At 68.1% G+C, this 23,002-nt stretch carries 23 protein-coding genes; 10 read left to right on the top strand and 13 right to left on the bottom strand.

The window, feature by feature from the left end:
* The 7 genes from A9G05_RS05710 to A9G05_RS05680 form a co-directional block, all read left to right on the top strand.
* Positions 1-229: OprD family outer membrane porin (locus A9G05_RS05710; protein WP_139131083.1), on the top strand; the 229-nt coding region annotated here is incomplete at its 5' end.
* 326 nt (positions 230-555) lie between these two features.
* On the top strand, positions 556-1,194 hold the full coding sequence (locus A9G05_RS05705; RefSeq protein ID WP_069560041.1) for a peroxiredoxin: 639 nt from the start codon (positions 556-558) through the stop codon (positions 1,192-1,194).
* 187 nt (positions 1,195-1,381) lie between these two features.
* Positions 1,382-2,347 (top strand): sulfonate ABC transporter substrate-binding protein, encoded by a 966-nt coding sequence (locus A9G05_RS05700; protein WP_069560040.1) that lies wholly within the window; start codon positions 1,382-1,384, stop codon positions 2,345-2,347.
* A 108-nt stretch (positions 2,348-2,455) separates the two neighbouring features.
* Positions 2,456-3,613 carry an FMNH2-dependent alkanesulfonate monooxygenase gene (gene ssuD / locus A9G05_RS05695; RefSeq protein ID WP_069560039.1) on the top strand — a complete coding sequence of 386 codons (1,158 nt, stop codon included), beginning with the start codon at positions 2,456-2,458 and terminating at the stop codon, positions 3,611-3,613.
* A 10-nt stretch (positions 3,614-3,623) separates the two neighbouring features.
* Entirely contained in the window at positions 3,624-4,409 is a 786-nt protein-coding gene (ssuC, locus tag A9G05_RS05690) for an aliphatic sulfonate ABC transporter permease SsuC (RefSeq protein WP_069560038.1), read from the top strand.
* Positions 4,406-5,215, top strand: a complete 810-nt coding sequence (gene ssuB, locus A9G05_RS05685) for an aliphatic sulfonates ABC transporter ATP-binding protein (RefSeq protein ID WP_069560037.1) — start codon at positions 4,406-4,408, stop codon at positions 5,213-5,215. Before ssuC ends, ssuB begins: the two co-directional genes overlap by 4 nt.
* A 36-nt stretch (positions 5,216-5,251) precedes the next feature.
* Entirely contained in the window at positions 5,252-5,467 is a 216-nt protein-coding gene (locus A9G05_RS05680; RefSeq protein WP_069560036.1) for a molybdopterin-binding protein, read from the top strand.
* A gap of 323 nt (positions 5,468-5,790) precedes the next feature.
* On the opposite strand, the gene aguA is transcribed toward A9G05_RS05680, so the two are convergent.
* The 7 genes from aguA to A9G05_RS05645 all read right to left on the bottom strand — a co-directional run bounded on the left by aguA (position 5,791) and on the right by A9G05_RS05645 (position 12,486).
* The gene (gene aguA, locus A9G05_RS05675; RefSeq protein ID WP_069560035.1) at positions 5,791-6,897 is read right to left on the bottom strand and encodes an agmatine deiminase; all 1,107 of its coding nucleotides are present in this window, start codon (positions 6,895-6,897) and stop codon (positions 5,791-5,793) included.
* A 61-nt stretch (positions 6,898-6,958) separates the two neighbouring features.
* A complete protein-coding gene (gene aguB / locus A9G05_RS05670) occupies positions 6,959-7,840 on the bottom strand; it encodes an N-carbamoylputrescine amidase (protein ID WP_069560034.1) in 882 nt (293 codons plus the stop codon).
* 187 nt (positions 7,841-8,027) lie between these two features.
* Positions 8,028-8,672 carry a TetR/AcrR family transcriptional regulator gene (locus A9G05_RS05665; protein WP_069560033.1) on the bottom strand — a complete coding sequence of 215 codons (645 nt, stop codon included), beginning with the start codon at positions 8,670-8,672 and terminating at the stop codon, positions 8,028-8,030.
* Positions 8,673-8,735: 63 nt separating this feature from the next.
* Positions 8,736-9,191 carry an NfeD family protein gene (locus A9G05_RS05660; protein ID WP_069560032.1) on the bottom strand — a complete coding sequence of 152 codons (456 nt, stop codon included), beginning with the start codon at positions 9,189-9,191 and terminating at the stop codon, positions 8,736-8,738.
* Between the two features lie 2 nt (positions 9,192-9,193).
* Positions 9,194-10,114 (bottom strand): SPFH domain-containing protein, encoded by a 921-nt coding sequence (locus tag A9G05_RS05655; protein ID WP_069560031.1) that lies wholly within the window; start codon positions 10,112-10,114, stop codon positions 9,194-9,196.
* A gap of 122 nt (positions 10,115-10,236) precedes the next feature.
* Positions 10,237-12,021, bottom strand: a complete 1,785-nt coding sequence (locus tag A9G05_RS05650) for a GspE/PulE family protein (RefSeq protein ID WP_069560030.1) — start codon at positions 12,019-12,021, stop codon at positions 10,237-10,239.
* Between the two features lie 132 nt (positions 12,022-12,153).
* Positions 12,154-12,486, bottom strand: a complete 333-nt coding sequence (locus A9G05_RS05645) for a hypothetical protein (protein WP_083265742.1) — start codon at positions 12,484-12,486, stop codon at positions 12,154-12,156.
* 126 nt (positions 12,487-12,612) lie between these two features.
* On the opposite strand from A9G05_RS05645, the gene A9G05_RS05640 reads away from it, so the two are divergent.
* Entirely contained in the window at positions 12,613-13,083 is a 471-nt protein-coding gene (locus A9G05_RS05640) for an Lrp/AsnC family transcriptional regulator (protein ID WP_069560029.1), read from the top strand.
* A 386-nt stretch (positions 13,084-13,469) separates the two neighbouring features.
* On the opposite strand, the gene A9G05_RS05635 is transcribed toward A9G05_RS05640, so the two are convergent.
* The 4 genes from A9G05_RS05635 to A9G05_RS05620 form a co-directional block, all read right to left on the bottom strand.
* Positions 13,470-13,910, bottom strand: a complete 441-nt coding sequence (locus tag A9G05_RS05635; RefSeq protein WP_069560028.1) for an NUDIX hydrolase — start codon at positions 13,908-13,910, stop codon at positions 13,470-13,472.
* 100 nt (positions 13,911-14,010) lie between these two features.
* The gene (gene argC, locus A9G05_RS05630) at positions 14,011-14,958 is read right to left on the bottom strand and encodes an N-acetyl-gamma-glutamyl-phosphate reductase (protein WP_069560027.1); all 948 of its coding nucleotides are present in this window, start codon (positions 14,956-14,958) and stop codon (positions 14,011-14,013) included.
* 75 nt (positions 14,959-15,033) lie between these two features.
* A complete protein-coding gene (locus tag A9G05_RS05625) occupies positions 15,034-15,699 on the bottom strand; it encodes a DUF502 domain-containing protein (RefSeq protein ID WP_069560026.1) in 666 nt (221 codons plus the stop codon).
* Between the two features lie 42 nt (positions 15,700-15,741).
* Positions 15,742-17,109 (bottom strand): inorganic triphosphatase, encoded by a 1,368-nt coding sequence (locus A9G05_RS05620; protein ID WP_069560025.1) that lies wholly within the window; start codon positions 17,107-17,109, stop codon positions 15,742-15,744.
* Positions 17,110-17,242: 133 nt separating this feature from the next.
* On the opposite strand from A9G05_RS05620, the gene argE reads away from it, so the two are divergent.
* Positions 17,243-18,406, top strand: coding sequence for an acetylornithine deacetylase (gene argE, locus A9G05_RS05615; RefSeq protein WP_069560024.1), 1,164 nt, complete (start codon positions 17,243-17,245; stop codon positions 18,404-18,406).
* Positions 18,407-18,674: 268 nt separating this feature from the next.
* Positions 18,675-19,973 (top strand): amino-acid N-acetyltransferase, encoded by a 1,299-nt coding sequence (gene argA, locus A9G05_RS05610; RefSeq protein ID WP_069560023.1) that lies wholly within the window; start codon positions 18,675-18,677, stop codon positions 19,971-19,973.
* A gap of 45 nt (positions 19,974-20,018) precedes the next feature.
* On the opposite strand, the gene A9G05_RS05605 is transcribed toward argA, so the two are convergent.
* The gene (locus tag A9G05_RS05605) at positions 20,019-20,621 is read right to left on the bottom strand and encodes a nitroreductase family protein (RefSeq protein WP_069560022.1); all 603 of its coding nucleotides are present in this window, start codon (positions 20,619-20,621) and stop codon (positions 20,019-20,021) included.
* Positions 20,622-20,720: 99 nt separating this feature from the next.
* On the bottom strand, positions 20,721-22,661 hold the full coding sequence (locus tag A9G05_RS05600) for an ATP-dependent DNA helicase RecQ (protein WP_069560021.1): 1,941 nt from the start codon (positions 22,659-22,661) through the stop codon (positions 20,721-20,723).
* Positions 22,662-23,002: the final 341 nt, after the last annotated feature.

Here is a 23,002-nt window from a genome sequence, read left to right as displayed (position 1 = left end):
CCTGACCTTCATGACCCGCTACCTCTCCGGCGACAACGTCGACCTGGGCGCCGGCAAGCCGGATGGCAAGGAATGGGAACGCAACACCGACATCGCCTACGTGTTCCAGGACGGCCCGCTGAAGAACCTGGGCGTGAAATGGCGCAATGCCACCGTGCGAACCACTCACTTCGGTAACGATATCGACGAAAATCGCCTGATCGTCAGCTACACCTTGCCGCTGCTGTAAGCAGCGTCATCGAGCCCCGCTTCCGCCCCTGGCGGAGGCGGGGCTTTTTTGTGCCAGGGATTCGGGGGAGGGCAGGGCGTTGGCCTGCTGGGAGGGCGTTCGCCTGGCGTGCGGTACGGCGCCCCAACCGGTCCACGCAGCCAGGAAAGGCCGTCGTCCGGGGCACGGATTTGGCGAGCAGCGCGCGCTCCTGCGGGGAGGGAAGTGAGCCGATCTATATAGATTTTAAAGTTATAAATAAATTGTCATTTATTCTTTTTAATTTTCAAAAGCCTTGCGCATAGTGAGCTCCACGGAACGCCACCCCACGACAGAGGAGCCACACCATGACCATCCGACTCGGCGACATCGCCCCCGACTTCGAACAGGATTCCAGCGAAGGCCGCATCCGCTTCCATGAGTGGCTCGGCGGCAACTGGGGCATCCTGTTCTCCCACCCGGCGGACTTCACCCCGGTGTGCACCACCGAGCTGGGCCTGACCGCCAAGCTCAAGGACGAATTCGCCGCCCGCGGCGTCAAGGCCATCGCCCTGTCGGTGGACCCGGTGGACTCCCACATCCGCTGGATCGATGACATCAACGAGACCCAGAACACCGTGGTCAACTTCCCGATCATCGCCGACGCCGACCGCAAGGTGTCCGACCTCTACGACCTGATCCACCCCAACGCCAACGACACCCTCACCGTGCGTTCGCTGTTCATCATCGACCCGAACAAGAAGGTGCGGCTGATCATCACCTACCCGGCCAGCACCGGCCGCAACTTCAACGAGATCCTGCGGGTGATCGACTCCCTGCAACTGACCGACAACCACAAGGTCGCCACCCCGGCCAACTGGCAGGACGGCGACGACGTGGTGATCGTCCCCTCGCTCAAGGACGAGGACGAGATCAGGCAGCGCTTCCCCCGTGGCTACAAGGCTGTACGCCCCTACCTGCGCCTGACCCCGCAGCCCAACCGCTGAGCCTGGAGGAGGTCGCCCCTATCCGGCAGCCTCCGCCCGAGCTGATGCTCCACCGCCCTGCGCCACGCGCGCTGGAGCGTCTGACACCTATCACCGGCTCCCTGTGGAGCCATCGAACCGGCCTTACTCTCCCGCCAACGAGGTGAGCAGGCGCACACAAGCACGAGCGAAGTACGAGGAGAGCGCCATGCGCACCATCACTTTGCGTCGGAGCCTGGCTGCGCTGTTCACCGCGGCCCTGGCATTCGGCGCCATCACCCAGGCCCAGGCCGAGACCCTGCGGATCGGCTACAAGAAGTACGGCACCCTGGTGCTGCTCAAGGCCAAGGGCTCCCTGGAGAAGCGCCTGGCCGCCCAGGGCATCGACGTCAAATGGACCGAGTTCCCCGGCGGCCCGCAGCTGCTGGAAGGCCTCAACGTCGGCTCCATCGACTTCGGCGTTACCGGCGAGACTCCGCCGGTGTTCGCCCAGGCCGCCGGCGCCGACCTGCTCTACGTCGCCTACGAACCGCCGGCGCCCACCAGCGAGGCGATCCTGGTGCCGAAGGATTCGGCGATCCAGTCGGTCAAGGAACTGGCCGGCAAGAAGGTGGCTCTGAACAAGGGCTCCAACGTGCACTACCTGCTGGTCCGCGCCCTCGAAGAGGCGGGCCTGAAGTACAGCGACATCCAGCCCGTGTACCTGCCCCCGGCCGATGCCCGCGCCGCCTTCGAGCGTGGCAGCGTCGACGCCTGGGTGATCTGGGACCCCTTCCAGGCCGCCGCCGAGCAACAACTGCAGGCACGCACCCTGCGCAACGGCAGCCAGCTTGTGGATAACCACCAGTTCTACCTGGCCACCCGTGACTACGCGACCCAGCACCCGCAGGTGATCAGCGCCCTGGTGGAAGAGGTCCGCGCCGTGGGCGAGGACTCCAAGGCCGACCCGGACAAGGTGACCGAGCAGGTCGCACCGCTGCTCGGCCTGCCCAGGGACATCACCGCCATCGCGGTGAAGCGCCAGGGCTATGGCGCCCAGTTCCTCAGCCCGGAGGTGGTCACGGCGCAGCAGAAGATCGCCGATACCTTCACCGACCTGAAGCTGATCCCGAAAAAACTCAGCATCAAGGATGTGATCTGGACGCCGCCCGCCAAGGTCGCCCAGCAACCCTGACCCACGCCTTCCCCGCGCCCGCACGGCGCGGGGAAGGCCCTGCCAGCGCACACGGACCATCATCGCGCGGCTACGCCACGCCGGCGCCCTCACCCTGGAGTTATTGCGATGAGCCTCAACCTCTTCTGGTTCCTGCCGACCCACGGCGACGGCCACTACCTCGGCACATCCGAAGGCGCCCGCGCCGTCGACCACGGCTACCTGCAGCAGATCGCCCAGGCCGCCGACCGCCTCGGTTTCGGCGGCGTGCTGATCCCCACCGGCCGTTCCTGCGAGGACTCCTGGCTGGTCGCCGCCTCGCTGATCCCGGTGACCCAGCGCCTGAAGTTCCTCGTCGCCCTGCGCCCGGGGATCATTTCGCCCACCGTCGCCGCACGCCAGGCCGCCACCCTCGACCGCCTCTCCGGCGGCCGGGCCCTGTTCAACCTGGTGACCGGGGGCGACCCGGACGAGTTGGCCGGCGACGGCCTGCACCTGAACCATGAGGCGCGCTACGAGGCTTCCGTCGAATTCACCCGCATCTGGCGCCGCGTGCTGGAGGGCGAGACCGTCGACTACGACGGCAAGCACATCCAGGTGAAGGGCGCCAAGCTGTTCTACCCGCCGCTGCAGCAACCGCGCCCGCCGCTGTACTTCGGCGGTTCCTCCGAGGCCGCCCAGGACCTGGCCGCCGAACAGGTGGAGCTGTACCTGACCGGGGGCGAGCCACCGGCCGCCGTGAAGGAGAAGATCGAGCAGGTGCGCGCGAAAGCCGCCCGGCTCGGCCGCAGCGTGCGCTTCGGCATCCGCCTGCACGTGATCGTGCGCGAAACCAATGAAGAAGCCTGGGCTGCCGCCGACCGCCTGATCGCCCACCTCGACGACGCCACCATCGCCAAGGCCCAGGCGGCCTTCGCCCGCTTCGACTCGGTCGGCCAGCAACGCATGGCCGCCCTGCACAACGGCAAGCGCGACCAGTTGGAGGTCAGCCCCAACCTCTGGGCCGGCGTCGGCCTGGTGCGCGGCGGTGCCGGTACCGCACTGGTGGGCGATGGCCCCACCGTGGCCGCGCGGGTCAGGGAATACGCGGACCTGGGCATCGACACCTTCATCTTCTCCGGCTACCCGCATCTGGAAGAGTCCTACCGCGTGGCGGAACTGCTGTTCCCCCACCTGGACGTGGCGCGCCCGCAAGCGAGCGATGGCCTGGCCTTCGTCAGCCCCTTCGGCGAGATGGTGGCCAACGAGGCGCTGCCCGAGCGTCGCCTCAAGGTCTCGCAGAGCTGAGGACGCCCCGATGAACCTGCAATCAATCCTCCAGCGCCTGGCGCCCTGGGCACTGCCCTTCGTGCTGCTGGCCACCTGGCAGATCGCCGTCGAGACCGGCCTGCTCTCCACCCGCATCCTCCCGGCGCCCAGCGCCGTGGTCACCGCTGGCTGGCAACTGGTGGCCAGCGGCGAGATCTGGACCCACCTGGCCATCAGCGGCTGGCGCGCCAGCATCGGCTTCGCCATCGGTGGCGGCCTCGGCCTGCTGCTGGGCTTCATCACCGGCCTGTCGAAATGGGGCGAGCGCCTGCTCGACAGCTCGGTGCAGATGATCCGCAACGTGCCGCACCTGGCGCTGATCCCGCTGGTGATCCTGTGGTTCGGCATCGACGAGTCGGCGAAGATCTTCCTCGTCGCCCTCGGCACCCTGTTCCCCATCTACCTCAACACCTACCACGGCATCCGCAACGTCGACCCGGCGCTGGTGGAGATGGCGCGCAGCTACGGCCTTTCCGGTTTCGGCCTGTTCCGCCAGGTGATCCTGCCCGGCGCGCTGCCCTCGATCCTGGTGGGGGTGCGCTTCGCCCTCGGCTTCATGTGGCTGACGCTGATCGTCGCCGAGACCATCTCGGCCAGTTCCGGCATCGGCTACCTGGCGATGAACGCCCGGGAGTTCCTGCAGACCGACGTGGTGGTGCTGGCGATCCTGCTCTACGCGGTGCTCGGCAAGCTGGCCGACCTCGCCGCCCGTGGCCTGGAGCGCCTGTGGCTGCGCTGGCACCCGGCCTACCAGGCCAAGGGAGGTGCGGCATGAATGCGTTGTCCACGCCGCAGCACCTCAAGCGCGGCATTCCCCTGGTGGTGCAGGGCATCGGCAAATCCTTCGGTGAGCGGGAGGTGCTCAAGGGCATCGACCTGCTGATCCCCGCCGGCCAGTTCGTCGCCGTGGTCGGCCGCAGCGGCTGCGGCAAGAGCACCCTGCTGCGCCTGCTGGCCGGGCTCGACCAGCCCAGTCGGGGCGAACTGCTGGCCGGCTCGGCCCCTCTGGCCGAGGCCCGCGAGGATACCCGGCTGATGTTCCAGGACGCGCGCCTGCTGCCCTGGAAACGGGTGATCGACAACGTCGGCCTCGGCCTTTCCGGCAACTGGCGGCCCAAGGCCCTGGACGCCCTGGAAGCGGTGGGCCTGGCCGACCGCGCCCGGGAATGGCCGGCAGCGCTGTCCGGCGGCCAGAAGCAGCGCGTGGCCTTGGCCCGTGCGCTGATCCACCAGCCGCGCCTGCTGCTGCTGGACGAACCGCTGGGCGCGCTGGACGCGCTGACCCGCATCGAGATGCAGCAACTGGTCGAGCGGCTCTGGCAGCAGCACGGCTTCACCGTGCTGCTGGTGACCCACGACGTGAACGAGGCGGTGGCCATCGCCGACCGGGTGATCCTGATCGAAGACGGTGCCATCGGCCTCGACCTTACGGTCGACCTGCCCCGGTCGCGTACCCGTGGCTCGGCCCGGCTGGCGGCGCTGGAGGCCCAGGTCCTCGAGCGCGTGCTGTCGCAGCCGGCCCCGCCGCCGGAACCCGAGCCTGTTTCACCCCTGCCCACGCAGTTGCGCTGGGCACTCTGATCTTCATCCCACGACCCCGAGCCAAGGAAAAACGCCATGACCATCAAAGCCATCAACGTGCGCAACCAGTTCAAGGGCACCATCAAGGAAATCATCGAAGGCCCGGTGCTGTCGGAGATCGACGTGCAGACCGCCGCCGGCATCGTCACCTCGGTGATCACCACCCGCTCCGTGCGCGAGCTGGAGCTGGGCATCGACTCCGAGGTGATCGCCTTTGTGAAGTCCACCGAGGTGTCCATCGCCAAGCTGTGAGGCAGCGGGGCGTGATCGTGGGGGGAGGCGGAGATCGCTGCGCGGTCCTTCGCGGATGAATCCGCTCCCACGTGAACGTGCCTTGTACCGACATGAAGAGCCCCCGCGTTTGCGGGGGCTCGTTCGTTGGGGACCGCTGCGCGGTCCTTGGGCGAATGAATTCGCCCCTACAAACCGATCCGCGTGGGAACGCATTCGTGACGACGCACGGTGCGCCCCCGGGGTGTAGGGGGCTGCCCGACGAAACCGCTCCCACAGGAAAGTGTCTTGTGCCGGAATGAAAAAGCCCCGCATTCGCGGGGCTTCGTTCATCCAGCGGTGGCTCAGCGCTTCTGCGGTGCCGGCTGCTGCTGGGTGATGCAGTGGATGTTGCCGCCGCCGAGGAGGATCTCGCGGCCGGGCACCATCACCACCTCGTGCTGCGGGAACAGGCGCTTGAGGATCGCCTCGGCTTCGGCGTCCTTCGGGTCGTCGAACTTCGGCGCGACGATGCCGCCGTTGACGATCAGGAAGTTGACGTAGGAACCCGCCAGGCGGATCGATGGGTCGCGTTCCTGGGTGCCTTCCACCAGGTCGACGCCGGCGCATTCTTCCTCGGTGGCGTGGATCGGGCCGGGGATCGGCATCTTGTGCACCACCAACTGGCGGCCCTTGGCGTCGCGGGCCTGCTCCAGCACCTTCATCGCGGCCTGGCAGCGCGGGTAGTTGGGGTTGGCCGGGTCGTCGGTCCAGGCCAGCAGCACTTCGCCCGGGCGCACGTAGCAGCAGAAGTTATCCACATGGCCGTCGGTCTCGTCGTTGTAGAGGCCATCCGGCAGCCAGATGATGGTGTCCACAGCCAGGTGGTCGCGCAGCACCGCTTCGATCTCCTCGCGGTTCAGGTGCGGGTTGCGGTTGCGGTTGAGCAGGCATTCCTCGGTGGTGATCAGGGTGCCTTCGCCATCCACATGGATGGAGCCGCCTTCGAGCACGAAGCCTTCGGTGCGGTAGCGGGCGCAGCCTTCGATCTCGAGGATCTTGCGGGCCACCTGGTCGTCACGCTGCCAGGGGAAATAGAGGCCGCCGTCGAAGCCGCCCCAGGCGTTGAACGCCCAGTCCACGCCGCGCACTTCGCCCTGGTCGTCGATGACGAAGGTGGGGCCGGTGTCACGCACCCAGGCGTCGTCGGTGGTGATCTCCACCAGGCGGATGTTGGCGTCGTCCAGGCGCGCGCGGGCGTTCTCGTACTGGGCGGCGGAGGCGCACACGGTCACCGGCTCGAAGCGGGCGATGGCCTTGGCCACGGCGGTGAAGGCGGCCTGGGCAGGCTTGCCGCCGAGGCGCCAGTTGTCCGGGCGCTCGGGCCAGACCATCCAGGTGCGGGTGTGGGGCGCCCACTCGGCGGGCATGTGGAAGCCATCGGCGCGGGGCGTGCGGATCGGGGTGCTCATGGGGCGGTCCTTGGTGGAGGGCGCAGGCCGTTGATGAGGCCGGCCTGCGGCGCCGGGTCGGTCATTCGGAGAGGGTTTCGCCGTCGAGGGTCGCGATCGGCCAGTACAGGTTAGGACGGCGGTCGCGGAACACGCCCCAGGCGGTGCGTACCTTCTCCAGTTCGTCGAGGTCGAAGCGGTGGACAAGGATACCTTCTTCGACCTCGTTGAGTTCAGCCACCTTCCGGCCGAACTGATCGGCGATGAAGGAGGAGCCGTAGAAGGTGATGGCGTAGCCGTCCTGCTCTTCGCGGCCGATGCGGTTGGAGGCGATCAGCGGCATGACGTTGGCGCCGGCATGGCCCTGTTGCACGCGCTGCCAGTGGTCGCGGGAGGTGATGGTGGCGTCGTGGGGTTCGCTGCCGATGGCGGTGGGGTAGAGCAGCAGTTCGGCGCCCATCAGCGCCATGCTGCGGGCGCACTCGGGGAACCACTGGTCCCAGCAGATGCCGACGCCGATGCGGGCGTAGGCGGTGTCCCAGACCTTGAAGCCGGTGTCACCGGGGTTGAAGTAGTACTTCTCGTGGTAACCGGGGCCGTCCGGGATGTGGCTCTTGCGGTAGACGCCGAGGTTGCTGCCGTCGGCGTCGAGGATGGCGATGCTGTTGAAGCGGGCACGACCGGCGCGTTCGAAGAAGCTGATGGGCAGCACCACCTTGAGCTCGGCAGCGAGCCGGCTGAAGTGGGCGATGGCGGCGTTCGCCTCCACCGGGGTGGCCAACTGGGTGTAGTCGGCGTTGGGCTTCTGGCAGAAGTAGGGCGTCTCGAACAGTTCCTGGATCAGGATGATCTGCGCGCCCTGGGCGGCAGCCTGGCGCACCAGCTTCTCGGCGTTGGCGATATTCGCGGCACGATCCCAGGAGCAGGCCATCTGGGTGGCGGCGACGGTAACGATGCGGGACATGGAACACCTCGTCGAACGGTTGCGGGCCGGTGCCGGATATTCATCGGCATTCCGGGGGATTCCGTGCGATCGGTCGCGGTCCAGTCGCGCGGATGGCATCGTTATATTCGATAAAAATCCGTTTTTAAAGGGATTTTTAGCGCTCGTTCAGCACGGTTAGGCTTTTAGCTCGATAACTATCGGCTTTTCAGGCGTCCTGGATGACGTCGCGCTTGGGCAGGCAGTGCGGCAGGTAGAGCCCCAGGTAGGCGTCGAACACGCGCATGCCTTCCTCGGCCAGGCGCGGGGTGATGTGGCCGTACTGCTGCACGGAGCGCGCATAGACGCGGTCGCCCAGCTCCATGGCCAGGGAGAAGACGTTCAGGTCCTCGGGCAGGGCGGGCAGCGGGAAATGGCGTTCGAACACGGCGTGCATCAGGTGGCCCAGCTCGATGTCCAGTTGGCGGTCGGCCTGGGTCACTTCGGTGAGTCCGTGCTGGGCGAGGATCAGTTGGCGGGCGGCGGCGTCGGCGTCGTAGATCGCCAGCATGCGCTCCTCGACGATCCGCGACAGGTCGCGCCAGTTGCGCAGCGCGGCGTGGTCCACCGGTTGCTGCAGGCTGGCGCGGAAGGCGGCGTGGACGTCGGCGGTCAGCGCTTCGAGGATCGCCGGGACGCTGGAGAAGAAGTGGTAGACGGAGGAGGGCGGCATCTCCGCCCGCTCGGCGACGCTGTAGATCGACAGGTTGGCCACGCCCTGTTCGGCGAGCAGGCCCCGGGCGGCGTCGAGGATGGCGGCGATGCGCAACTGGCTGCTGGCGCGGGGCTTGCGGGCGGTGGCAGGGCGGGACATCGGCGGCTCCTCGGCGGTGAGGCGCTATTGGACGCCAGCCGCCGGGGCCGGGGCAAGGGGGGCTCAGTCCGTTGGGACGGGCTCGACCTTGAGCAGCACGCCGTCCTGACCGACCACCCGGACCTGGCTGCCGGCCGGCAGGTCCGGGCCGACCACCAGCCACACCGAGTCGCCGGCGCGGATCTTGCCGCGCCCACCTTCGATGGCCTGGGACAGGGTGAACTGTCGGCCCAGAAGCTCCTGGCCGCGATGGTTGAGGCCGGGCTGATCGGAGGTGCGGATCGCCACCCGCTGGCGCCGCCACCAGTAGGCGGCGGTGGCCACGGCAAGCAGCCCGAAGGTCACGAATTGCGCCTGCCAGGGCAGGTCCGGCACGAAGAACACCAGGGCTCCAACCCCGGCGGCGGCCAGGCCGATCCACAGCAGGTAGCCGCCGGCGCCGAAGACTTCGAGGATCAGCAGCAGGGTGCCGAGGGCCAGCCAGTCCCAGAAGGCGAGGTTCTGCAGGTACGCCAGCATGTTCAGCCCTTCTTGTCGCCGAAGGTGGCCTTGACGATCTCGCCGATGCCGCCGACCGAGCCGATCACCTGGCTGGCTTCCAGCGGCATGAGGATCACCTTGCTGTTGTTGGCGCTGGCCAGGCTGCCGAGGGCTTCGACGTACTTCTGGGCGACGAAGTAGTTCACCGCCTGGACGTTGCCGGTGGCGATGGCATCGGACACCACGCGGGTGGCCTCGGCTTCGGCGGCGGCGGCCCGTTCGCGGGCTTCGGCTTCGAGGAAGGCGGCGGCGCGCTGGCCTTCGGCGCGGAGGATCTCGGCCTGCTTCTGGCCTTCGGCGGTGAGGATGGCGGCGGAGCGGGAGCCTTCGGCCTCGAGGATCTGCGCGCGCTTCAGGCGCTCGGCCTTCATCTGGCTGGCCATGGCTTCCACCAGGTCGTTGGGCGGGCTGATGTCCTTGATCTCGATGCGGGTGACCTTCACGCCCCAGGGCGCGGTGGCCTCATCCACGGTGTGCAGCAGGCGTTCGTTGATGGCATCGCGCTGGCTGAGCATGGCGTCCAGTTCCATGGAGCCGAGCACGGTGCGGATGTTGGTCATCACCAGGTTGCGGATGGCGTGTTCGAGGTTGTTCACCTCGTAGGCGGCCTGGGCGGTGTTGACCACCTGGAAGAAGCACACGGCGTCGATCTGCACCATGGCGTTGTCAGCGCTGATGGCCTCCTGCGGGGGGATGTCCAGCACGCTTTCCATGACGTTGAGCTTGCGCCCGATGCGGTCCACCACCGGGACGATGATGTTCAGGCCGGGCTTGAGGGTGGTGGTGTAGCGGCCGAAGCGCTCGACGGTCCACTCGAAGCCTTGGGGCACGATCTTGAACCCCATGAAGACGATGGCCACCGCGAGGGCGACGAAGAGGATGACGACGGTACTGATGCCCATGCTGTTCTCCTTGGCTGTGTGTCGGGCGGGGCATTGCGCCCCGTGGTCCAGGTCGGGTGGCCCGGCACGTTGCACAGCTCAGTGTGGCCTGCAAATGCCCGGGGCGCTGCCGAGTCCTGCGTTTATTTCTGCTCGCTCTGGGGGGTGACGCGCAGCACTTCCTCTACCGTGGTCTGGCCGGCGGCGATCTTCTGCGCGCCGGACAGGCGCAGGCTGCGCATGCCGTCCTTGAAGGCCTGGCGGCGCAGGGCGACGAGGTCGGTGTCGGCGGTGATCAGGCTCTTCACGCCGTCGCTCAGCAGCATGATCTCGTAGACCCCGGCGCGGCCGCGGTAGCCGGTGTCGCGGCATTCCAGGCAGCCCACGGCGCGGTGCGCGCCGGTGGGCAGCGGGGCGCTCCAGGGGCGGGTGAGGTTCTGCCAGTCCTCTTCCTCAAGCTCCATGGGCGCCTTGCAGTGCGGGCACAGGGTACGCACCAGGCGCTGGGCCATGACCCCGAGCAGGGTGGCGCGCAGGAGGTAGTAGGGCACGCCCAGTTCCAGCAGGCGGGTGATGGCGCTGGGGGCGTCGTTGGTGTGCAGGGTGGAGAGCACCAGGTGGCCGGTGAGGGCGGCCTGGATGGCCATCTCGGCGGTCTCCAGGTCACGGATCTCGCCGACCATGATGATGTCCGGGTCCTGGCGCATCAGCGCGCGCACGCCGCTGGCGAAGCTGAGGTCGATGTTGTGTTGCACCTGCATCTGGTTGAAGGCGCCTTCGATCATCTCGATGGGGTCTTCGATGGTGCAGACGTTCACCTCGCTGGTGGCCAGCTGCTTGAGGGTGGTGTAGAGCGTGGTGGTCTTGCCCGAGCCGGTGGGGCCGGTGACCAGGATGATGCCGTTGGGCTGGTGGGTCATGCTCTGCCAGCGCTTGAGGTCGTCCTGGGAGAAGCCCAGTTGGTCGAAGCTCTTGAGCAGCACTTCGGGGTCGAAGATCCGCATCACCATCTTCTCGCCGAAGGCGGTGGGCAGGGTCGACAGGCGCAGCTCCACCTCGCCGCCGTCCGGGGTCTTGGTCTTGACCCGGCCGTCCTGGGGTTTGCGCTTCTCGGCCACGTTCATCCGCCCGAGGCTCTTCAGGCGGCTGACGATGGCCATCGTGACCTGGGGCGGGAACTGGTAGACGTTGTGCAGCACGCCGTCGATGCGGAAGCGCACCGTGCCCTGCTCGCGGCGTGGTTCGATGTGGATGTCGCTGGCGCGCTGCTGGTAGGCGTACTGGAACAGCCAGTCGACGATGTTGACGATGTGGGCGTCGTTGGCGTCCGGCTCCTGGTCGCTGGCGCCGAGCTTGAGCAACTGTTCGAAGTTGCCCACGCCGCTGATCTTCTGGTCCACGGCGGTGGCGCCGCTGACCGACTTGGCCAGGCGGTAGAACTCGGTGGTGAAGCGCTGCAGGTCGGCGGGGTTGGCCACCACGCGCCTGATGGGGCGCTTGAGCACGTGGGTGAGGTTGCTCTCCCAGCTGTGCACGAAGGGCTGGGCGCTGGCGATGGTGACGCTCTCGCTGTCCACCGCCACGGCGAGGATCTTGTGGCGCTGGGCGAAGGCGTAGGACATCAGCGGGGTGACGGCGGCGACGTCGATCTTCAGCGGGTCGATGCGCAGGTACGGCTGGCCGCAATAGTCGGCCATCCACTGGGTGAGGGTCTCCAGCTCCAGCTTGCGGCCGGGGCGCTTGAGGTCGTCCACCTGCTGGCTGGCGAGGAACTCCAGCGGGTGCTGCTGGTTGTTCACCGCGCTGCGGCGGATGGCCATGCATTGCTCGGCGGTGTCCTGGGCGATCCGGCCCTGATTCACCAGCTCCCGGAGCAGGTCATTGAGATCCAGCCAGCGATCCTGGGCGGCCGATGCGAAAGCCGACATGCGTTCTCCTTGGTCGTACAGTCCCGACGGGAAAGCGTAGTCAATGCGCCTTCCCTGCAGGGTGCCAAGGATGCCCGAAACCACCCTCCCAGGGCCAAGCTGTTTGCGTGACCCGGTCGGCAGCCTGACCGATCAGCCCGTGACCTGCAGCTCCACACCGAGGATGCCGACCTGGCCACGCAGGCGCCGGGCGATGACCTCGGCGCGGTGCAGCGGCAGGTCGGTGAGGACCACCTCGATGCGCAGGTCGTCGTCCAGGTGGCGGGCCTCCACCCGCAGCGGCAGCACCTGCAATTGGGCGAAATGGCCGAGCAGGCGCAGCAGCAGGTCCGCTTCGGCAGCGGCGTGCACGGCGAAGCGCAGTGGGCGGGTGGCCTCGTCGGGCTTCCAGGGGTCGACGCGCGTCCCTTCGGCGGACGGGGTGACGGGCAGCGGCTGGCAGGCGGCGGATTCGCGTTCGAACATGGCGGGGGCTCCGGTTGGGATGGGCACAGTTTCCCAGCCGAAGCGGCAAAATATCTGCCTATCTCGCGGGCTTATCCGGTTTTTTGCACATAGAATTTCCCCGTATCGCCTGATGAGGGGAAAAACATGCCTTTGGAACTGGACGCCTATGACCGCCGCATCCTCGACCTGTTGCAGGAAGACGCCGGGCTTTCCACCGCCGAGATCGCCGAGCGCGTGGGGTTGTCCCAGTCGCCGTGCTGGCGACGCATCCAGCGGCTCAAGGAGGAGGGGGTGATCCGCCGCCAGGTCACCCTGCTGGACCGGCGCAAGATCGGCCTCAACGCGCAGATCTTCGCCCAGGTGAAGCTCAACGCCCACGGCCGCTCCAACCTCACCGAGTTCGCCGAGGCCATGCGCGGCTTCCCGGAGGTGCTGGAGTGCCATGTGCTGATGGGGGCGGTGGATTTCATGCTGCGCGTCGTCACCCGGGACATCGAGGCCTATGAGCGCTTCTTCTTCGAGAAGCTGTCCATGGTGCCGGGCATTCAGGAGGTGAACTCCATCGTCGCCCTGTCGGAGATCAAGTCCACCACCTGCTTGCCGGTGGAGGGGTAGGGGGGAGGCACGGCTTGTGGAAGGTACCCGTTGGAGCGAATTCATTCGCGATGGCAGCCGGCAGGCTGCTGCTCGTTGTTGGATCGCACCTGGGGCCGCTGCGCGGCCCTTTCGCGAATGAATTCGCTCCTACCGGGCAGGTCCGCGTTGCTCGGCGGGACTGCTGCGCAGTCCTTGGGCGAATGAATTCGCCCCTACGGGAGCTACCCATGTGCCGGCGTGCGTAGGGTGGACCGCGCTTCATCGGTCCACCATGTGGGCTCACGGCGAACGCCATTGGTGGATGGAAAAAGCGCCATCCACCCGACGCCCCGACTGGCGACACGCCGCTCCTATCGGGAGGCCCACGGTGCACGGGGCGGGCTATTCCCGGGCTGAAGCCCGGGCTACTGGTGTGGCGAGCGGGCCAGCAGTTCTGCCAGGCCCTCGGGATACAGCGGCAGTTCGGGGCCGAACTCGTCCAGGCTGCGCCAGGTGGCGGTGAAGGTTGCGCCGTCGCTTTCCACCACGGACAGGTGAGTGGCGTTGTAGAGCGTCGGATCGACGAACTCGCCGTCGTAGATCATCACCAGTTCGTGCCCCGGCTTGCCGTTGTAGATGAAGAGGTTTTCCAGCGTGCCGAGCAGGCGCAATGCCTTGACCTCGGCGCCGAGTTCTTCGCGGATTTCCCGGGCCACGGCCTGCGCCGAGGTTTCTCCGAATTCGATGCCGCCGCCCAGTGGCCGGCAGAAGGTCTGCTGCTTCAGCGGGTCGTGGGCTTGGTTGACGAGAATGCGGTTGCCCTGGCGGAGCAGGCAGAGGGCGACGGCGCGTATTTGTTTCGACATGACGGGTGCGTTCCTTGTACCGGGGTGGGCCTTGAGGCCCGAGGGGAGGCCACAAGCGAGAAGGGCCGGCAGAGGCCGGCCCTTCTCGTTGTGCGGCGGATCAGGCGTTGAGGCCGGTGGCCTCGTCAGCGCCGATGTGCACGTTCATGCACTGCACGGCGGCGCCGGCGGCGCCCTTGCCGAGGTTGTCCAGGCGGGCGACCAGGTTCAGGCGGTCGGCGGAGCCGAAGACGAAGAGGTCGACGCGGTTGGTGTCGTTGCAGCCCTGGACGTCGAAGAAGCCGCCGTCGAGGTTGCCTTCGTCACCGGCCGGCATCACCCGCACGAACTGCTCGCCGGCGTAGTGCTGGCGGTAGATCTCGGCGATCTCGGCGGCGCTGGCCTTGCGCGCCAGGCGCTCGGTGCAGAGCGGCACGGTCACGGCCAGGCCCTTGAGGAAGGGGCCGACGATGGGGTTGAACACCGGTGCCTGGGCCAGGCGGGCCTGGACGCGCATTTCCGGCAGGTGCTTGTGCTCCAGGCCCAGGGCGTAGGGGCGCGGGCTCATCAGCCTGGCGTCATTGCCGGCTTCGTACTCGGCGATCATGCCCTTGCCGCCGCCGCTGTAGCCGGTGAGGGAGAAGGCGGAGAGCGGGTAGTCGGCGGGCAGCAGGCCGGCGTCGATCAGTGGGCGCACGGCGAGGATGAAGGCGCTGGCGTGGCAGCCGGGCACGGCGATGCGCTTGCTGGTGCGGATCTTCTCGCGCTGGCCGGCGGCCAGTTCCGGCAGGCCGTAGGCCCAGCTTTCGTCGGTGCGGAAGGCAGTGCTGGCGTCGATGATGCAGGTGTTCGGGTTGGTCACCAGGGACACCGCCTCGCGGGAGGCGACGTCGGGCAGGCAGAGGAAGGCGACGTCGGCGGCGTTGAGGAAGCGCGCGCGCTCGGCCGGGTCCTTGCGCTTGTCATCGGCGATGCGCAGCAGCTCCACGTCGGAACGGCCGGACAGGTAGTCGAGCAACCGGAGGCCGGTGGTGCCTTCCTGACCATCTACGAACACTTTGAAAACCATGGCGGACTCACTCGGTAAAGACGAAGGAACCCCAGCCGGGGCTGATGGGGCGTGCATTGTAACCAGGCCCGCAGGTCACGGCGATGGGCGTTCCTCGGCGGCCTTGCGGGCGGCGCCCGGGGGCGTCAGGCCCATGGAGACGTAGACGCTGGTGAGGGCGTCGACGCCCATGTCGGCGGGGCGTACCCAGTCCACTGGGACGTAGAGCAGCCCGCCGCCCACCGGGATCGGCGCGGTGGGCACGAGGATGGCGCAGTAGGCGCGGCCTTCCAGCTCGATGGGCTCGGAGCTGGGCTGCAGCGCCAGCACGGCGGCACCGTCGCCGCCGAAGAAGCACCACACCGGCTGCATGGTGGTGATGTCGGCGTTCTTGTCCTTGTCGAGCATGCCGACGAAGCGGTCGGCGACGTTGTAGACGTTGCCGATCAGCGGGGTGCGGCGCAGGGTCTGGTCGAACAGCCAGGCCAGCGGCCGGCGCAGGCCCAACTGCACGGCGAGGCCCAGGGGGTAGAGGCTGCCCAGCAGCACCAGGGTGCCGACGAACCAGGCCAGGACCGGGTTGCTTGCGAACGGCTGGCCGAGGGCGGCGAGCAGTTGGCCGATGAGGGTGGAGGGGCCCACCAGGCGGTTCAGCAGGCTGACGATCCAGGCCAGCAGCGCCAGGGTCAGGACCAGCGGCAGCAATGCCAGCAGGCCGGTGAGCCAGGTGGTGATCAGGGAGCGGAGGCTGTGCTTGAACATGCAGGGGCTCCAGGCCCGCCACCTGGGTGGCGGGCCGGCGGGTCACTTCAGCAGGTGTTTCCAGCCCTTCAGGGTCAGCAGGTGCTGGGCCTGGGCGCTGCGGGCTTCACGGCTGGCGTCGTCCAGGGGCTGGGCAGCCAGCTCGGCGAGCTTGCTCAGTTCGCCGAAGCAGCGGTCCACCTCGGGCACTTCCACCAGCACGCCCCGGGCCAGGCGCAGCCAGACCAGCAGGCGCTCGATGCGAGGCAGCTGCTCGGCCAGGTCTTCCGGCTGGCGGCGGTAGCGGTCCAGTTGCAGGGCGACGGCTTCCTCGGCCAAGAGGCGCGGCAGCCAGCGGCCGATGGCCGCCTGGCCCTGGCGCTCGCCGCGGGCGTTGCGGCCCTGGGTCCAACTGCGGCCCAGCAGCCAGCGCGAGGCTTTCAGGGAGAACAGGCCCCAGCGGGTACCGGCCAGTTCCTCGGCGAAGCGCGCCGGGGCGGTCTGGCGAACGCTTTCGTCGTCCTGGCCGGCGTTGACCACCGGGCGCCAGTCGCCGATCAGTGCATCCAGGGCCTGGCGCAGCTCGTGGCTGGTGGGGCGCGGTGCGGCCTGGCCGAGGCTGCCCAGCAGGGCGCGCAGGTCGACCAGTTGCTGCAGCCAGTCGGCCAGCAGCTTCCAGTGACCGTTGAAGCGGTACTGCTCGGCCAGGCGCTGGCTGTTGCCCAGCAGGGTCCAGCCGAGGGCGGGGATGGTGTCGTCCAGCGGCTGTTCGAAGGCGAGTTCGGGGGCGGGCAGGCTGACGTTGTAGCTCTGGGCGTCATACAGGCGGTAGCCACGCTCGGCCTTGCTGATGTCGCAGGGCATCAGCGGCAGGTCGGCGGCCAGGGCCTCGGCCAGCTCCAGCAGGGCTTCGGGCTCGCCCTGGCGCAGTTCCAGCTCCAGCTCGCAGATTTCTTCTTCCTGGTCGCCGGCGATGACCTTGCCCAGGTCCAGGGCGGCTTCGATCACCACCTTGGCCTTGCCACGGCCCCAGGCCACTTCGGCGCGCTGGCGGACGAAGTCGGTGGTGAACAGCGGGGCCAGGGTCTTCTTGTCCAGCTCGGCGAGGCTGGCGGGCCAGCACTCGTCGCTGAGCTTTTTGGTGTCCAGCTTGGCCTTGGGCAGGTACCAGTCCCACTCGTTGCGCTCGGACAGCCCGGCCACGCTCTGGCCACGGGTCTTCAGGGTCTGGATGAACTGGTCGCCGTCGCGGCGCATGCGCAGCGCCACGCGGGCCTGGGCCAGGTCGCGGGCGGGGGTGTCGTAGTACTGGTTGAACAGTTCGCGGGTCTCCCAGCCACCCTTGATGCGCTTCTTCAGCAGCGGGTGGTCGCGGAGGGCGTCGAGGGTCTCGCGGCTGGCGCGGAGCTTGATTTCGGTTTCTTTCTGCATGGCCGGACTTTCTGGTGCAGCGCGGGATGGCTGTCGAGGGCGTGAAGTCTACAGCAGCGCGGCGGGGCCTGCCGGGTGGTTTCGCCAGCGGTGACGCCTGCCTATGATGGGCGCTCGTCGGTGGAGAACCCCCATGCGCCTTCCAGACCTGAAGACCCAGTTCGCTGCGCTGATCGCGGCGCCCTCGGTCAGTTGCTCCCAGCCCCATTGGGACCAGTCCAACCTGCCGGTCATCGAGCTGTTGGCCGCCTGGCTGGGCGAGCTGGGCTTCACCTGCGAGATCCAGACCGTGGCGCCGGGCAAGGCCAACCTGCTGGCCACCCTGGGCAGCGGCCCCGGCGGCCTGGTGCTGGCCGGGCACAGCGACACCGTGCCCTTCGATGCGGCCCTGTGGAAAACCGACCCGCTCGCCCTGACCGAGGTGGGCGACCGCTGGTACGGGCTGGGCAGTTGCGACATGAAGGGTTTCTTCCCGCTGGTGATCGAAGCGGTGCGCGAGCTGGACGGGCAGATGCCGTGCCAGCCGCTGATCATCCTCGCCACCTGCGACGAGGAAAGCTCGATGTCCGGTGCCCGCGCGCTGGCGGCGGCCGGTCGGCCCCTGGCGCGGGCTGCGGTGATCGGTGAGCCCACCGGGTTGAAGCCGATCCGCCTGCACAAGGGCGTGATGATGGAGCGCATCGACATCCTCGGGCAGAGCGGCCACTCCTCCGACCCGGCCCTGGGCCGCAACGCCCTGGAGGCCATGCACGAGGGCATCGGCGAGCTGCTGGCGCTGCGCCGCGAATGGCAGGCGCGCTTCCACAACCCGCTGTTCAACGTGGCGGGGCCGACCCTCAACCTGGGCTGCATCCACGGCGGCGACAACCCCAACCGCATCTGTGGCCAGTGCAGCCTGGAGTTCGACCTGCGGCCCCTGCCGGGCATGGAGCCCGACATGCTGCGCGAGGCCATCGGCCAGCGTCTGCGCCCGGTGGCCGAGCGCCACGGTGTGGCCCTCGACTACCGGCCGCTCTACCCGGCGGTGCCGCCGTTCGAGGAGCCGGCCGACAGCGAGCTGGTGCAACTCGCCGAACGTCTGACCGGGCATGCCGCAGAAGCGGTGGCCTTTGGCACTGAAGCACCGTATCTTCAGCACCTCGGCTGCCAGACCCTGGTGCTGGGCCCTGGCGACATCGCCTGCGCGCACCAGCCCGACGAGCACCTCGAACTGTCACGGATCACACCTACGGTGGCGCTGTTGCGCCAGTTGATCCGTCACTACTGCATCACCCCAACCCAACCAGGGCACCTCTGAAAACGTAGGCGAGGCCGTCAGCGCAAGGCAAAAACAGGCGAAAAAGCGCAGTTTACGTACGGTAAATGAGCATTTTGATCGGACTCGCGCACGAGCCGGTTTTTAACGCCGCGATGACAACGCAGGTAGTTTTCAGAGGTGCCCGCCAGATGACTCCCCAGGAGGGCTTCCGCTGATGTTGCTGCGACGACGATAAACGCAACGCCACCTGCTCCGTTTCCGGAGTAGCACCGTTCATTTCGCCCCCGTCACAGGCACTCGGAATCCCATGCACGACTACGTTAACTGGCTGCGCCATGCTTCGCCCTACATCAACGCCCACCGGGACTGCACCTTCGTGGTGATGCTGCCCGGCGAGGGGGTTGCCCACCCGAATTTCGGCAACATCGTCCACGACCTGGTGCTGCTGCACAGCCTGGGCGTGCGCCTGGTGCTGGTGCACGGCTCGCGCCCGCAGATCGAGGCACGCCTGGCCGCGCGCGGGCTGACCCCGCACTTCCACCGCGACCTGCGCATCACCGACGGTCCGACCCTGGAGTGCGTGATCGATGCCGTGGGCCAGCTTCGTATTGCCATCGAGGCGCGCCTGTCCATGGACATCGCCGCCTCGCCGATGCAGGGCTCGCGGTTGCGGGTCACCGGCGGCAACTTCGTCACCGCGCGGCCCATCGGCGTCGTCGACGGTATTGACTACCACCACACCGGCGAGGTGCGCCGGGTCGACCGCAAGGGCATCGGCCGCCAGTTGGACGAGCGCTCCATCGTGCTGCTCTCGCCCCTGGGTTATTCCCCCACCGGGGAGATCTTCAACCTCGCCTGCGAGGACGTGGCGACCCGCGCCGCCATCGACCTGGGCGCGGACAAGCTGGTGCTGTTCGGCGCCGAACGCGGACTGATCGACGAACACGGCCGGCTGGTGCGCGAGCTGCGCCCGCAGCAGGTGCCGCAGCACCTGGCGCGGCTGGGCAACGGTTACCAGGCCGAGTTGCTGGATGCGGCGGCCCAGGCCTGCCGCAGCGGGGTAAAGCGCAGCCACCTGGTGAGCTATGCCGAGGACGGTTCGCTGCTCACCGAGCTGTTCACCCGTGACGGTGGCGGCACCCTGGTTGACCAGGAGCAGTTCGAGTCCCTGCGCGAAGCCACCATCGATGACGTGGGCGGGCTGATCGAGCTGATCACGCCGCTGGAGGAGCAGGGCATTCTGGTGCGCCGTTCGCGGGATGTGCTGGAGCGGGAGATCGGCCAGTTCAGCATCGTCGAGCGCGACGGGCACATCATCGCCTGCGCGGCGCTCTACCCGATCGCCGAGTCCGAGGCGGGGGAGCTGGCGTGCCTGGCGGTGAACCCGGAGTACCGCCATGGCGGTCGCGGGGACGAGCTGCTGGAGCGCATCGAGGAGCGGGCGCGGGCCCTGGGCCTGAAAACCCTGTTCGTCCTCACCACCCGTACCGCCCACTGGTTCCGCGAGCGCGGCTTCCAGTCCAGCGGTGTGGAGCGTCTGCCGGCGGCGCGGGCCTCGCTGTACAACTTCCAGCGCAACTCCAAGATCTTCGAGAAGGCGCTGTAACGACGCGGGCGGCGCACCCAGGGTGCGCCGCCCGGTGGGGCCGGATCAGAAGCGGTCGCGGATCACGGCTTCATCCAAGGCCAGCTTGCCGATGCGCGGTTTGGGCTCCAGGGCCTGTTTGCCGACGGCGACCATCAGGCCGATGACGTGGTTGTCCGGCAGGTTGATCAGCTTGGCCACGGCGTCGAAGTCGAAACCGTCCATGGGGCAGCTGTCCAGGCCACGGCCGCGTGCGGCCAGCATCAGGGTCTGGGCCACCAGACCGCAGCTGCGCATGGTCTCGTCACGCTGTACCTGGGGTTTGTCACGGTAGTAGTTATCGATGGCGCCTGCCATGAACTCCTGCACCGGTTGCGGCGCGTCGGCCCAGACGCGGGCGGCGTCCTGTTCCCAGGCGTCGAGGCGGGCGCAGACCACCACCAGCATCGAGGCCTCGGTCACCTGGGCCTGGTTCCACGCCACGTCGCGGATCTGCTGGCGCAGGACCGGGTCGCTGACTTCCACCAGGCGCACATGCTGCAGGTTGAAGGCGGTGGGGGCGAGCAGGGCCAGCTTCAGCAGCTCGTCCTTCTCTTCGCGGCTCAGGCTGTGCTGGGTGTCGTAACCCTTGACGGCGCGGCGGGTGCGGATGGCTTCGTCGATGTGCATGGTCGGCTCCTGGTTAAGCGCAACGGTGGAAAGGGTGCGCCATCCTAAGCAGGCCGGCGGGAGCCGACCAGTGAGGAATGGCGATAAAACGCATCGAATTCATTGCGCCAGGGCATCGGCCAGGTGCTGGCGTACCTCGGCGTAGGGGTAGGCCTCCAGGGTGCCGAAGGCCGGCAGGTTGCGGGCCTTTAGGCGGGTGAGCACCGGGGTGGCGATGCCGCAGAGCAGGCGCGTGAGGCAATCGACGCTGGGCGCGCGGCCCTTGGCCTCGCGGTAACGCTCGATGAAGGCCTGGCAGCGGCCGAACAGGTCCTGCCCGGCCAGGGGGCTCAGCGGGGCCGGCGGCGGCAGCACGGCCACCTGGCCGGCGCACACCGAGCAGTGGCCGCAGGCGGCAGGGGCGGCCTGGTCGCCGAAGTAGCGGGCCAGCCGGGCGCTGAGGCAGGTGTCGCTGGCAAACAGCGCGAGCATGGCCTGTATGCGGGCGATCTCGCTGTCTTCCTGCTGGCGGAAGTAGCGGTAGAGCTCATCGGCCAGGGCCTCGGCGTCGAAGTCGGGCTGGCGCAGGGCGTAGACCTCGGTCATCTGCTTGCTCTCCAGCTCGATCCAGCCGCGCTCCTGGAAGAAGTCCAGGGCCTTCACGGCCCGCGCGCGCTCGGCGGCGTGGTCGCGGTAGAGCCGGTCGAAGTCCACGGTGCACCAGGTACGCGCGCGGGTGGAGCTGTCCACCAGGGCCTGGACGAACTGCCGGCGCTCGCCCTCGAAGCGCGCCAGAAGCGCCTCGGGCTCGATCAGGTACTTGAAGCGGTATTCGGCGAAGTAGGCGAACAGCGGGGCGATCAGGCCGCGCAGCTCCAGTTGCACCAGCAGGGTCTTCAGCGGCAGCGGGCGGATGTTGCTCTGCTCGGAGAGGGCGCCGGCCATCAGCTCCCAGCGCCCGTCGGGGCCGGTGGCGCTGCGCAGTTCCTGCAGCACCTCGGCGATGCCGTCGCGCTCGGGGGTGTCGCCGTAGACGAAGTTCTCCAGCACGTTGAGGCCGTCGCGGTTGGCCAGCACCAGGCATTCCGAGGGGTGGCCGTCGCGGCCGGCACGGCCGATCTCCTGGCTGTAGTTTTCCACCGACTTGGGCAGGTCGTAGTGCACCACCAGGCGGATGTCGGCCTTGTCGATGCCCATGCCGAAGGCGATGGTGGCGACCATCAGGTTCACCTCGCCGCTCATGAAGCGCCGCTGCAGGCCCTCGCGCACGCTGTGCTCGAGGCCGGCGTGGTAGGCGCAGGCGTCGATGCCCTGGCGGGTGAGGTGGGTGGCCAGCTCCTCGGCGGTCTTCTGCTGGGTGACGTAGACGATGCCGGGCTTGCCGGGCCGGGCCCGCAGCCAGTCCGCCAGGTAGCGGCGGCGCTGCTCGCCGGCCACGGGCTCAACCTGCAGGTGCAGGTTGGGCCGGTAGAAGCCGGTGGTGACCACGTCGGCGGAGTCGATGGCGAACTTGCGCTGCATGTCGGCGATCACCGCCGGGGTGGCCGTGGCGGTGAGCAGCAGCACCTGGGGGATGCCGAACTCGCGCTGGTAGTCCGGCAGCTTGAGGTAGTCGGGGCGGAAGTTGTGGCCCCACTCGGAGATGCAGTGGGCCTCGTCCACCACCAGCAGGGAGATTGGCACCTGCTGGATGAAGTGACGGAAGCGTTCGTTCTTCAGCCGCTCCACCGAGATCATCAGGATCTTCAGCTCGCCGCTGCGGGCGCGGGCCATGACGTCGGCAGCCTCTTCGCGGCTCTGGGCCGAGTCGATGCTGGCGGCGGCGATGCCGTGGGCGTGGAGGAAGGCCAACTGGTCCTGCATCAGCGCCAGCAGCGGTGACACCACCAGGGTCAGGTGCGGCAGATGCAGTGCGGGCAACTGGTAGCACAGCGATTTGCCGGAGCCGGTGGGGAAGATCGCCGCGGCCGAGCGGCCGGCCAGCACGGCGCTGACGGCGGCTTCCTGGCCGGGGCGGAAACGGTCGTAGCCGAAGACGCGGGCGAGGGTGGCGAGGGGCATGGCGTCACTCCGTTGTGAGGGCTGGGGATGATGGACTATCTGTGGGGGGGTGTTGGGCCGAGGGGCAACCCGCTGGTACCCGCCCTGTGGCCACGGCCAGGCTGGTTATCGCGTTTTGCGGATGTCTTCTGTTTCGCCCCGCCGGGCGAGTCTCTTTTCTCAATCGCCCAGAAAAGTAACCAAAAGGGCTCGCCCCTGCATCCGGGTCCCGCTTCGCGGGACTTCCCTCGCTCCGTCGCCGCTACGGGGGCCAGCGCGATGGGCCATCCCTGGCCTGGCGCGCCTCTCGCGGCATCCATGCCGCTCGTCCCCCTGCGCAACGACTGCGCTCGGCCTCCTGA

It is taken from the genome of Pseudomonas sp. ENNP23 (assembly GCF_001728945.1).
Lineage (GTDB): Bacteria > Pseudomonadota > Gammaproteobacteria > Pseudomonadales > Pseudomonadaceae > Metapseudomonas > Metapseudomonas otitidis.
Note: the sequence above shows the minus strand (reverse complement) of the source record. Positions and strands in the feature narration are given on the sequence as shown.